This is a genomic window from Sporichthya polymorpha DSM 43042, assembly GCF_000384115.1.
Taxonomy (GTDB): Bacteria; Actinomycetota; Actinomycetes; order Sporichthyales; family Sporichthyaceae; genus Sporichthya; species Sporichthya polymorpha.
In genome coordinates this window covers 3991684-4003754 of record NZ_KB913029.1, presented here as the reverse complement: position 1 = coordinate 4003754, position 12071 = coordinate 3991684, and the positions used below count along the sequence as shown (strand labels likewise).

Below are 12071 nucleotides of genomic sequence, written 5' to 3'. Positions count from 1 at the left end.
AGTGGACCTACTCGGAAGACCCCATCCGCGGGGCCCGACCACGCTTGCGGTTCATCTGGTGGTGGGAGTCGCGGCTGAGCTTGGCGACGTAGGCGGAACCGAGGTCGTGGACCATCCCGCCCATCGCGTCGACGGTGTCGAGCTCGGCGCGGATGTCCCGGTCGAGGCCGGCGGGGGCGATCGGGAGCGCCTCGTGGAGCCGGGCCCGGGCCTCCTCGAACAGCGCCTCGCCGGCGCCGACGTCCCCGCGCTCGAGCGCCTCGGAGGCGCGGCGCTTGCTCTCCTGCGCCTCCTGGAACAGCGCCTCGGAGCGGACCGTCGGGTGCGGGACCCGGCCGGCGGCCTCGTCCCCCGGGACGACGTTGACGCTGATCGGCAGCGTCACGACGTGCTCGATCAGGCCGGGCAGCTCGACGTACGCGAGCTCCAGGGTCGCGATCCGGGCCGGGCCGAGCGCGGCCATCCCGGGGACGCGGAACTTCATCAGCACGCGGCGGCCCTCGGCGCCGAAGAAGTCGCCGAGCTCGATCATCAGCTGGTTGGCCGAGATCTGACGCGTCGGCAAGTCGTTGTACAGGTGGGCGAGGACGACCGGATCCTCCACGGTGACGATCAGCGACGCCGCCTGGACGACCTTGTTGAGCAGTCCGTCGACCTCGCCGGCGATCGCCGCACCCGCGGCGTCGGGGTTGTCGGCGAAGACGTGGTTGCCGCTACCCGCGCGGGCGATCGCCGCGAGCAGCGTCTCGTCGTAGCCCCGCCCGTAGCCGAGGGTCGAGGTGACGACGCCGTCGGCGTAGGCCTTGGCGGTGACGGCGGCGAACTCGTCGACGTCGCTCAGCCCGGCGTTGACGTGCCCGTCGGAGACGACAAGCACGGTGCCGCTCGCGGCGACCCGCCGGAGCTCGCGGAGGCCGCGCAGGTACCCGGCGGACAGGTCGGTGGTGCCGCCCGAGTGGACGGACTCGACGGCGCGGATCGCGCCCTCCTTGTCCGTCAGCGGGCCGGCGGCGACGACGACCTGCGCGGAGTCGTCGAAGGTGACCAGCCCAAAGTTGTCGGTCGGTTCGAGGCGGCGGATCAGCGCCACGAGCGCGGCCTTGGCCCCCTCCAGCGGCGGGCCCGCCATCGAGCCGCTGCGGTCGAGGACGACCTGCAGCGAGGCCGGGGCGCGGGTGGTGTCGACCGGCGCCGCGGGCGCCTCGAGGTCGACGAGGACGGTGACCTCGTCCTCGGCCTCGTGCGCGACCACCGCGACGTCGAGCATTGCGTTGAGCTTCATGTGATCCTCCATCACGTCACGGTGGGTCGGCAGGGCGCCCGGTCCGCGGATCGGGCCGGGCGCCGTCGCGGGTCCTAGTAGGCCGAGGCCTGGATGACCCGGAAGGTCGCGCGCTTGAGCTGCGCGGCTTCGTCGCCGGAGACGAACTCGAACATCGCGACCTCGTCGGACTGGCCCGGACCGAGAGCCGAGACGAACGCGGTGTCGGTGGCGATGCGTGTGCCGGACGGCGTGAGTGCCTCGGCCTTGACGTCGAAGGACTGACGTTTGCTCGACTTGTTGGTCAAGGTCACCGTCAGCTTGCCGTCGGTCAGACCGAAGCCGAGGTCCTTGGCCGTGTACGTGCCGATTGCGACGCCGAGGTCGTTCGCGAGGACGTCGTCGGTCGCGTTGCCGACGGCCCGGTCGATGGACTTGCCCGCCTCGTCGACCGCGGTCGCGACCGCGACGGTGGAGGCGATCGCCCCGATGCCCGCGAGGATCGCGAGCACCACCCCGGCGATCGCCTTGCCCTTGCCGGCCCGGCGTCCCACGGCGGCGCCGCGCCACCCGACGACGCCGAACACCAGCCCGATCGGGGCGAGGACGAGCGAGATCATCCCGACGATCGGGATGAGGCAGAACACCGCCGCGACGATGCCCAGCACCAGGCTGGTGATCGCCGGGCCCTGGCGGCCGGGTCCGTTCATCACGACGACGGGCTGGACGTACCCGGCCTGCGGCAGGCCGGCGGATTCGACGTTGGTCGTGCTCATGGAAGACCCCCCGGGTCAGTGGAAGACATCGGCACCCGGAGCGGCTCCCCACCACGTCCGGTGCCCTGATGAGCAAGACCGTAGAGAGGGGGTCTGACAGTTTGGGGTCTGCGCAGTGACCTGAGGGCCGGTCAGACCTTGATCACGCGGAGCGGGCGGTGGGCCTCGGCCATCCGGTCGTAATCGTCGTCCTGGGTGACGACGGGTAACCCGAGGTCGATTGCGGTAGCGGCGATGAGGGCGTCGATCAGCTTCACGGTGCGGGTGATCCCGCCCTGGCGGCAGTCGGCGACGAGCCGGGCCCAGGCCCCGATCACCGACTCAGTGATCGCGATCGGGTCGGCCGCGCGGGCCAGGGCGAGGGCTTCCGCCCGATGACCGTGAAGCGTCACGCTCCTCTGGAGTCCTCGACCACCATGTCGGCCTATGGCGACGAACGGATCTTCCCCGTCCCAGCGATTGTCGACCCGTCGTGCAAGATCGAGATGCAGGCGCATTTTAAGCTAGGAAAGCACGGGATGGTCACCCCGCGACTCTACTACCTCGACCACTGGGCCAAGTCCGGCGCTGTGTACATCGGATACATCGGCCGCCACCTGACGAACACTCAGACCAGACTGGCTGCAGCCCCGGCGTGTCCGTGGACTCCGTCTTGTCAGAGACGTGGAGTTCACCGTTGTTAGCAGTGGCACGCACTAACCCGCTGAACTGCGGGAGCGCGCGGTTCGGAGCGTCCACCCGATAGACAACGGCGGTCGTCCGGGATCTCGCCGGCCTACCGACCCTGCGCCCGCAGCGCGGCGAGTAGTCGGCCTCGCGCTCCATGCCGAGGCGGAAGATCAGCTCCAGCGCCTCGTCGTCCGCTTCGGGGGCGTCGACGATCCTGCGAGCGGCGGCCAGATCCAGGGCCGTGAGATGCGCGCACGCGAGGTGCTTGGTGACGTCGGTCGGGCTAAGCACGAGCTGCCAGCCGTCGAGGTGCATATACCCACTCTGCCCTGGCGCCGCGGCCGGCCGCGACCTACGCCACAGCCGAGGCGAAGCTCGCGTACAGGTCACCGGGCAGGGGGTATTCCAGCTCCCATGTGATGGCCATCGGTCGCTCCCCCTCGTGGGAGCGATAGGTGGCGGGTCCGAGAAACCAGAACGCCCGGTCGGTCTCCTTGAGCCGGGCGAAGACGAAGATCGAGCGCCCCATCTCCGCGTGCTGCTGGTAGCGCCTGCCCGTCGGGCTGTCCGCACGGGTAACCGATTGGCTCTCCCAGTGCAGCAAGGTCCGGCTGATCGCGTAGTCGCGGTATCGGGTGGTCGGGGAAAACGATTCGCCGCTCTTGTCCATCGTGATCGCGAGCAGGTCGGCGGCGATGTCTTTGGCGTCGTAGACCCCGGTCTGCCACGGCGGCATCTTGGCCGACTCGCTGACCCCGGTCGCCGCGAAAATTTCGATCCGGCTGTACCGCGCGTGAATCTCCAACGGGACGTCAGGATGGCTCGGAATTGGGAACGACACGTGATCCACACGCTGGTCAAGCACGGACAACAACTCGCGCGCCTCAGCCCGAACCTGCGGATGTTGCCACAGCAGGTCGACCCCGGCTTGCAGCGACGCATCCTTGGCCAAAACCGACTCACCCACCACGGCGACCACCATCGCCAACAACCGGCGCCGACGCGCCGGCAGCTGGCTCACGTCGGGCGGCTCGGCGTCAGCAAACAGCTCCCGGTAGGCATCAAGGCGCTCAGCATCGTCAACGTGCAGGAGACGCCCGATCGCCCGGCGCAACGCAGTCTCGTGCGGACCGTCGTGTTCGAGGACGACTCCGGCGGCAGCTTGCAGGTCAGACCAACCCCGTCCGCCCTGATACACGTCGTCGAGGTCCAGCCCAGACTCGTCGAGAAAGCCGGCCAGACCCAGATCCGGTCGCTCGACCCGCAGCGAGCGAAGCTCCTCGACTTTCGCTGGCCACCGCGACGGCAACGCATTCCGCAAACTCGCCAGCACGACGTCGGTGGCAACCCGATCCAGGTGCATGTGACAACCCGCCGGGAGGTAGGGGAACCCCTGCTGAACGGCCCGTTCGACGTCCTTGCGGGATCCACCGAGCAGCGCCCGGAAGCGCCGATCAAAGCGGAACTCGCGCCGATGCGTGCCGACGAAGTCAAGCACCGTGCACGCTGCCTTGTTCGGGGCCTTGCGCAGACCACGCCCCAGCTGCTGCAGGAACAGGGTGGGGCTCTCGGTCGGGCGCAGCATAAGCACCGTGTCGACGACCGGGACGTCCACGCCCTCGTTGAACAGGTCGACGGAGAACACCGCACGGACCCGGCCGTCGGCCAGATCACGCAGGGCGGCCTGCCGCTCAGCGGGTGGGGTACTCGCGTCGATCGCCACCGCGTCGATGTCGTGGGCGCGGAAATGTCGGGCCATGAAGTGGGCGTGCTCGATGTCGACGCAGAAGCCGAGACATCGCATAGCGGTCACGTCAGCGTGGGCCATGACCTGTTTGATGACCAACCGCGCCCAGGAGTCGGCCGAGGTGTAGATCGAACTCAAGGCATGCGTGTCGTAACCGCGCCCACGCCTCCAGGGAACATCCCGCAGGTCAACGCCATCGTGGATGCCGAAGTAGGTAAACGGCGCCAGGTACTGCTGGTCGATGGCGTCCCAGAGCCGCAGTTCGGCGGTGATGCGGTCGCCGAACCAGTGCAGGATCGGAAGCCCGTCACTGCGCTCCGGCGTTGCCGTGAGACCCAGCAGCTCGGCCGGCTGGATGCGGTCGAGCAGGCGCGCGTAGGACGGGGCCGCGCCGTGGTGGATCTCGTCGACGATGACGACGTCGAAGTGCTCGGTCGGCAGCCGCTCGAGGTCCGCGGCGTTGAGGCTCTGGATGGAGGCGAACACGTGCTCGAACGCGACGGGCCGTGACCCGCCCACCCACTTCTCCCCGAAGCTGGCATCGCGCAGCGCATGCCGAAAGGTCGCCATGCTCTGGTCGAGGATCTCCTGCCGGTGCGCGACGAAGAGCAACCTGGCTCGCGGCAAGACCGCGCGCAGGCGGGCGTAGTCCAGCGCCGCCATCACAGTCTTCCCGGTCCCGGTCGCCGCGACCAGTAGGTTGCGGTGCTGCCCGCGGCTTCGGGCCAGTTCGAGCAGCTCCAGCAGCCGATCTTGAAACGGGGTCGGCGTGATCTCCACCGGGCTGAGGAACACGTGCGGACCGGCGTCACGGCGAGCGTGGGCCATTTGATCGTCGAACTGGGCCGGGTCGTAGGGCAGAAAGTCGCCGCTGTTCCAGTAACCGTCGAACATCGCGGCGAACTTCGCGACTACGTCAGGGTTGCGGGCACCGGAGAGACGCACGTTCCACTCCAGGCCGGTGACCTGGGCCGACCGCGTGAGGTTCGACGACCCGATGTAACCGGTGGAGTAGCCACCAGGTCGGTGAAACATCCACGCTTTGGCGTGCAGCCGGGTCGTCGTGAGGTCGTAGGAGACGCGCACATCCGCGCCGAGGTCGGCCAGCAGGTCCAGGGCCTCGGCCTCGGTGGAGCCGGTGTACGTGGTGGTCAGGACCCGCAGCGGCTTCCCCGACTCACAGTGCCGGCGCAGCGGCTCCAGCAGGGGCGCGATGCCGCTGCGCCGGATGAAGGCCATCACGACGTCAATGGCGGCGGCGGAGTCGACCTCGGAGATCAGCTGGGCCCACAGGTTGGGTTCGCCGGGGGCGTTGGTGAGCAGGGTGGTGTCGAGCAGCGGGACCAGCGGGGAAGCGACCTCTCTGGCGGTCCCGTCCAGGTTGCGGGCCCGGATGGCCCGCAGGACGTCGCCGGTCTCTACCGGGAGGTCGGCCGCCTCGGCCCCGGCCGTGGCCGCTAACTCCTGAAGCAGAGCTCGGACGGTCGCTACGCCAGTGCCGACCCGCTCGGTATCCGGCACGTGGGCGATCGCGCGCTCGACTTCGCGGGCGACATGCCAGGCAAGCCGGTCCGGCGCCTCCGCAGCGAGCAGCGGCCCTGTCTGCTGTACAAGGTCATCGGCGAGGTCGCGGAGGCGGGCGGCCAGCCGCTCGGTGACCAGGGCTTCGTACAGGCCGACCGGGAGGTCATCCACAGAGGTCACCGCTCATGGCGGAGGTTGGTGATCCGCCTGTCATCCGGACGCATCTGGGTCTTGAGCGCTTGCAAGGCGGCCTTCCCCGCATGCGCCGTGACCTTCGGCTCCGTGGGCAGGCACAGCACCATCGCGATCGCCTCCAAGACTCAGGTCCATCCCGGCGACCGCCGGGCAATCACGTTCACGTCGACGTTCCTACACCACGGCGCTGGTGACCGTTAGCCTGCTCGACCCGACGGTCGACGGGGCGTCGATGGATCACCCGCAAGCCACGAAAGTGTCGGTGTCGAGCCCTACGCTGCTCCCATGTCATCCGCCCCGTTCGTCGTCGTCTACGGCTACGTCGAGTACCACGACAGCTTTGCCTTGTACGAGGCCGAGCGGGCCCGCGAACTCGCCGCCGAATGGCGTGCGATCTACGCCTGCACGACCCTGGACGAATTCCTCGCTTTCCAGCCCTCGTTGAAGCACAACTTCGTCGGGTTTGAGCCGGAGGACTTCGAATACATGACCGATCCGTTTAGCCCCACTGACTTACCCGGCGTCGCGGATGGGGACTGGCCGCCGATGGCCACCGCCAACACCCTGGAGCTGTTCGATCCGAAGGGTCCGATCATCGCCGCACTCCGGACCGACGCCGGGGCCACCCTCGAGGACACGACGCTCAACGGCTGGTACCTGCAGATCCCGCCGGCACGCGAGTCCGACATGCTCGCCGTCCTGGCCCGGCACGGCATCGCCGCGAAGCGCGACGACGACTTCGTTGCGCTGGCGCTGGTGCCACATGAATAGGCGAGACAGCTGCACGGCGACCTAAGCCCGGATCCACCGACCGGTGAATCGCCCTGGGTCTGATGGCGGCTCTTCTTATTGGATTCCAATCCGACCGGGTTGGAGTCTTGGCCAGCGTAGAACGCTGCTTCGTACTCCGCCGGCGGAAGGTCGCCGCAGTGCCCGTGCAGCCGCTGTTCGTTGAACCAGTGCACCCAGGACAGGGTCGCCAGTTCGAGGTCCTCGACGTCCTCCCAACCACGGGTATCAGGCCCGTAGACGCACTCGGTCTTGTAGAGCCCGTTGGTCGTCTCGGCCAGAGCGTTGTCGTAGGAGTCGGCGACGGTCCCGATCGAGGGCCTGGCACCGATCTCGTCCAGCCGCTCGGTGAAGCGCACCGAGGTAAATTGTGATCCTGCATCAGAATGTGTCACCAGGCCGATGAGCCGGTGCCCGCCGCGCGAGGCCCGGGCCATCTCCAAAGCGTCGAGGACCATCTCGGTCTTCATGTTCGACGCCACCCGCCAGCCCACGATGCGCCGGCTGAACGCGTCGACGATGAAGCACACGTAGGCCATCCCCGACCGGGTCGGGACGTAAGTGAGGTCGGTGACCCACAGGGCATCGGGACGGTCAGCCTTGAAGTGCCGGTTGACCAGGTCCGGAGCCCGGGTGGCGTCCGGGTCCGCTCGGGTGGTGAAGACCTTCTTGCGCAGCCGGGAAACGCCCTCGATGCCGAGTTCCCGCATGAGGCGGGCGACCTGGTCACGGCCGATGTCGTGGCCGGCGCGGCGGGCGGCCTTCCAGAGCTTGTGGGCCCCGTAGACCTTCCGATTGGCGATCCACAACGCGAGCAAGATCTGCATCATCACCGCGTCGCGAACCGCCCGCGCACACGGTTGGGACTGGCGCTTCTTCGCGGCGTAGTACGTGCTCGGAGCCACCTGCATGTGCTTGCAGATGAACTCGACTCCGAACTCTGCACGGTTGTCGTCGATGAACGCGACGATCACTTCGATGGGCGGTCGAGCTCCGCCGCGAAAAAAGCCGAGGCCCGCTTCAACAGGTCATTGGCCCGGCGCAGCTCACGGTTCTCCTGCTCGAGCTCCTTGATCCGCGCCGACTCCGCCGAGGTCAGGCCGGGCTCGATGCCCTCATCGATGTCAGCCTGGTGGACCCACTTACGCACCGACTCCGAGCCGTACCCGAGCTGGGCCGAAACCCGCGAGATCGCCCCCTGCGTGCCGCCGAGCTCCTTACGAAGCGCGCGGACCAAGCGCACCGCGCCCTGCTTCTCAGCCTCGGTGTAGCGACGCTGCGACGGCTTACCCGACGCCCCCTTGTTCTCCATGGCCCCATCCTCGTTCCAAGGTCAGGAGCCTCCAAGGAACCCAGGGCGATTCATTTAATCGTGCACTCCCTGCGCTTGCCGGCGTTCTCGCAACATCCAAGCAATCCACTGCTACAGGTACGAGCCGCCGTAGGCTCGAAACATGTCGTTACATGACGATCGCGGAGCGGAGTCTCCCGCTCGTCAGCGCAGCGCACCAACCGACGCCATCGCACGATTGATGCGGCTGAACCAGAACCGCCGCTCCGACGGTTCGAGGTCTCCGCACAAGCGTCTACTGACGCTCCTCGCCCTTGGGCGGCTCGCGCGAACCGGGAGCAGCCAAATCGTCTGGTCTGACGCGGCCAGGGAACTGCCGCAACTTCTAGCGGAGTTTGGTCCCCCTTCGACGGCCGCTTCCGTCAAGTCCGCGGCGTATCCCTTCACCCGGCTCCGGAACGATGGTGTCTGGACCCTCAGTGCAGCGGTCCCAGACGACGACGTCACTCCCCTCCGCGATTCGAACCCGGTCGGCCGCTTCACCCCAGAGCTCGAAGTCGCAATCATCACCGCCGGCGACATTGCCGGTCTGGCGCGGCGGCTCGCGGAAGACGAGTTCCCCCCGACCGTCGTGCCGGATCTCCTCATCGCGGTTGGATTCGATCCGGATACATCTGCTCCTGCTCTCATGAATCAAGCACGGCGCCGGTCCTCAGACTGGCCAAGGGCGGTCCTGGCCGCCTGGGACCGCCAGTGCGCCTTCTGTGGGTTCGACGGACAACTCGGTGGACAGGCGGTGGGCATCGATGCCGCGCACGTCCGGTGGTTCACGCACGACGGGCCAGACGAGCTCGACAATGGGCTCGCTCTGTGCACGCTTCACCACAAGCTGCTGGACCGGGGCGTGCTGGGTCTGGACGAGGGCGCTTCGATCGTCGTGTCCACGCACTACTCGGCCCGGACCGAGGCCGGCCGTCACCTCTACGACCTGCACGGGCGAGCCCTGCAGCCCCGACCGGGCAGCCCCCTACCCGCGGCGGATCACCTCGCCTGGCACCGGCGTGAAGTGTTCCGCCACCCAGCCATCGCGTCCTAAACACCTCGCCGCTCGACGTTGACGGCAGCGACCCGCATCCAAGCTCGGCAGTACACGCGAGCGCGCGACCTCGACCGCCGCACGGCATACCCGAGCTAGCGAGCTCGCCCTTTCTCGACCCCAGGAATTCAGCCGCCCCCAGCCCTCGGCGTCCTGCCGAGCTTCACGATCTACGGCGCGGCCTGGGTTAAACGGGCCGGCTGACGATCGGTCAGGAACGACCCCGCAGCGCCGGGCACTGGGGTGTCCCGGGGTCTGGGTCGAGGACGGTGTCGAGGTAGTGAGCCGCGACGAAGCCCCACGCCCGGCGGTCGCGGTGGTCGGGGTGGGAGACGTCGCCCTGGGTGTAGTACCAGATCCGATTCCCGCCGGAATGCAGGCGGCCGGTGGTCCAGCAGACGAACCAGCTCTCGGTGCTGTACAGCGTCCCGGCCTGGGCGCCCGGGTCGTCCTCCCGGGCGAGCGGGGTGAGGAACACCGGCACGTTGGGCTGGTTCGGGCAGAGCTGATCGGCGGTCCAGGTGGCGTCGAACGCCCCGGTCGGGCCGTCGGCCCGGCGGACGTCGGAGCGGTTCACGCACACGTCCTCCCCCGCCGCCCCGGTCGGCCCCGCCGACGCCGGCGCGTCCCCGCCCCGGACCGCGACGACCACCGCCCCGGCGAGGACCACCACCGCGAGCCCGGCCGCCGCCATCACCGCCCGGCGCCGCGAGCGCCGCGGGGCGGGCCCGTCCGCCTCCGCTCCCTCGGACTCGACCGGCGCCGCGGCCGGCTCCTCCGGCTCGACGTCCGCCGGGACCGGGCGGACCGCCCCCGATTCCCGGTCCGCGAGGGCGGTCTTCCACCGCCGGACGAGGTCGTCGAGCTCGCCGGCATCGGCGCCGCAGGCCTCCCCGAGGCGGAGCACGACGTCGTCGTCGACCGGCAGCCCCGCCCCCGTGCAGTACCGGTGCAGGGTGGAGCGGCTGGTGAACGTCGCCCGGGCGAGGTCCTCGTAGCTGCGCCCTGAGCGGACGCGCAGCTCCTGCAGCAGGTCGGCGAAGCCGTCCGCACCCGCCGGTCGGTCCATCGCTCACCTCACCCCACGTCCCCGCGCGGGCCCCAGCGTGCCACGGCGGCCGGGCCACCCGCGAGACGCCGTCCCACGGGACGCCGCGGCGTCCCACGGGACGTCCCACCCCTGGTCAGCGCCCTGCGCCACCGCCCAGGCTCGATCCCGACACCGCACACCACGCTACCGATCGGGGGACCTCATGACCGCGCTCCGGGCGACCACTGCCCGCCTCGCCGCCGCAGCCGCCGCCGCGGCCCTGCTCACCGGCCTGCCGCTGCTGACCGCGACCCCGGCCCAGGCCGGCGGCTACTGCCGGGTGATCCCGCACGCGGCGCCGGTCCACGAGCACCCGGACCCGAACAGCCGCATCGTCCGCCAGCTCGACGCCGGCACCGTCGTCGCCGGGTCGCACGGCCACCCGTGGGAGATGGTCCGCGTCGCCACCGAGCACGACCACGCGTTCCTCGGCTTCATGAAGCCCTACAACCTGGACTGCTCCCTCTGACCGGCCCGCCGCCCTGGCAGGCTGGGGCCATGGCGCGGCGGACGATGAAGGTCGGGGACCCGGTGGTCCGGATGACGGTCCAGCTTCGGGACGTGGATCCACCCGTCTGGCGACGCATCGAGGTCCCGGCCGCTGCCACCCTCGCTGAGTTGCACACGGTCCTGCAGGCCGCGATGGGCTGGACGGACAGTCACCTGCACGATTTCCACGTCGACGGCGCTCGGTACGCGGTCCCCGAACCCGATTGGGACGTCGGGGAGGTCGGCGACGAGGCCCGCGTCCACCTCCAGCAGTTCGCGAGACCCGGCACGCAGCTGGAGTACCTCTACGACTTCGGGGACAGCTGGGAGCACGTCCTCACCGTCGAGAGCGTCCACCCCGCCGAACCGGGCGTCCCCTACCCCCGCTGCCTGGACGGGGCGCGGGCGTGCCCGCCCGAGGACGTCGGAGGAAGCCCGGGGTACGAGAACTTCCTCGAGGCACTGCGCGACCCCGAGCACGAGGAGCACGAGTTCTACACCGATTGGGGCGGATCCTTCGACCCGCACAGCTTCCACCTCGCCGCGACCAACGCCGCGCTCGCCCGCATCGCGTGGAAGACCGCCGCCCTGCACGTCGTGCCCGACCCCGAGCCCGCCGGGCCAGGCCTCACCCTGCGCTGCACCGGCAAGCTGCTGAAAGCGATCGGCGTCCGCCCGGCCGACCTGCCCGAGCTCCCACCCTCACCCCAGGACTGGTACCTCAACCTGGTCTGGATCGACGGGCGCAAGTGCCTCGTCGCCATGCACGCCGGCACGCTGTTCTCGCTCTTCCTCCCGGACGTCCGCGTCGCGGACCTCCGGCCCCTCGGCGCCGCCGTCGTCCCCGCCCTCGCGGCCGAGCTTCAGCGCGAGGACCTCCCCGCTGACACCTTCGGCCCGCTCGACCCCGCGGCGGTCCAGCTCGCCACGACCGCGGACCGCAGCGTCCTCGGCTCTCTCACCGACCTCGCCAACCGTTGCGACTGGATCGCCCGGAACGACGGCGGCCTGGCCCAGCTCGATCTCGACAAACTCCACCACCACTTCCAGCGCACCCCCTACAGCGCCCGGGGCTTCGCGTACCCGATCGACCTGGTCCGCCGTCAGCTCGGCGCCACCGACGTCCCCAGCCACCAGTCCTGAC

The 12071-nt window shown here is 69.4% G+C and carries 9 protein-coding genes, 1 pseudogene and 1 other annotated feature; of the genes and pseudogenes, 3 read left to right on the top strand and 7 right to left on the bottom strand.

Annotation, left to right across the window (positions count from 1 at the left end):
* Window positions 1-7 precede the first annotated feature (7 nt).
* The 6 genes and pseudogenes from SPOPO_RS0119480 to SPOPO_RS33900 all read right to left on the bottom strand — a co-directional run.
* Window positions 8-1282, bottom strand: coding sequence for a vWA domain-containing protein (locus SPOPO_RS0119480; RefSeq protein ID WP_019876713.1), 1275 nt, complete (start codon window positions 1280-1282; stop codon window positions 8-10).
* A gap of 74 nt (window positions 1283-1356) precedes the next feature.
* Entirely contained in the window at window positions 1357-2037 is a 681-nt protein-coding gene (locus tag SPOPO_RS33085) for a DUF4190 domain-containing protein (protein ID WP_019876712.1), read from the bottom strand.
* Between the two features lie 131 nt (window positions 2038-2168).
* A complete protein-coding gene (locus tag SPOPO_RS30615) occupies window positions 2169-2534 on the bottom strand; it encodes a PIN domain-containing protein (RefSeq protein WP_084671304.1) in 366 nt (121 codons plus the stop codon).
* A 524-nt stretch (window positions 2535-3058) separates the two neighbouring features.
* Window positions 3059-6157 (bottom strand): DUF3427 domain-containing protein, encoded by a 3099-nt coding sequence (locus SPOPO_RS0119465; RefSeq protein ID WP_019876710.1) that lies wholly within the window; start codon window positions 6155-6157, stop codon window positions 3059-3061.
* A complete protein-coding gene (locus SPOPO_RS34465) occupies window positions 6154-6294 on the bottom strand; it encodes a hypothetical protein (RefSeq protein WP_019876709.1) in 141 nt (46 codons plus the stop codon). Before SPOPO_RS34465 ends, SPOPO_RS0119465 begins: the two co-directional genes overlap by 4 nt.
* A gap of 747 nt (window positions 6295-7041) precedes the next feature.
* Window positions 7042-8273, bottom strand: a pseudogene (locus tag SPOPO_RS33900) (IS3 family transposase); the annotation flags it as partial.
* Window positions 7858-7971: a sequence feature (AL1L pseudoknot), on the bottom strand. It overlaps the preceding pseudogene by 114 nt.
* A gap of 142 nt (window positions 8274-8415) precedes the next feature.
* Here SPOPO_RS33900 and SPOPO_RS0119445 point away from each other — a divergent pair.
* On the top strand, window positions 8416-9348 hold the full coding sequence (locus SPOPO_RS0119445) for a phosphorothioated DNA-binding restriction endonuclease (protein WP_156870047.1): 933 nt from the start codon (window positions 8416-8418) through the stop codon (window positions 9346-9348).
* Between the two features lie 211 nt (window positions 9349-9559).
* Here the strand turns inward: SPOPO_RS0119445 and SPOPO_RS0119440 are convergent, their stop codons facing one another.
* Window positions 9560-10417, bottom strand: a complete 858-nt coding sequence (locus SPOPO_RS0119440; RefSeq protein ID WP_028984932.1) for a helix-turn-helix domain-containing protein — start codon at window positions 10415-10417, stop codon at window positions 9560-9562.
* Between the two features lie 184 nt (window positions 10418-10601).
* Here SPOPO_RS0119440 and SPOPO_RS0119435 point away from each other — a divergent pair, with 184 nt between their 5' ends.
* On the top strand, window positions 10602-10907 hold the full coding sequence (locus tag SPOPO_RS0119435; RefSeq protein WP_019876705.1) for a hypothetical protein: 306 nt from the start codon (window positions 10602-10604) through the stop codon (window positions 10905-10907).
* Between the two features lie 29 nt (window positions 10908-10936).
* Window positions 10937-12070, top strand: coding sequence for a plasmid pRiA4b ORF-3 family protein (locus SPOPO_RS35295; RefSeq protein WP_019876704.1), 1134 nt, complete (start codon window positions 10937-10939; stop codon window positions 12068-12070).
* Window position 12071 lies beyond the last annotated feature (1 nt).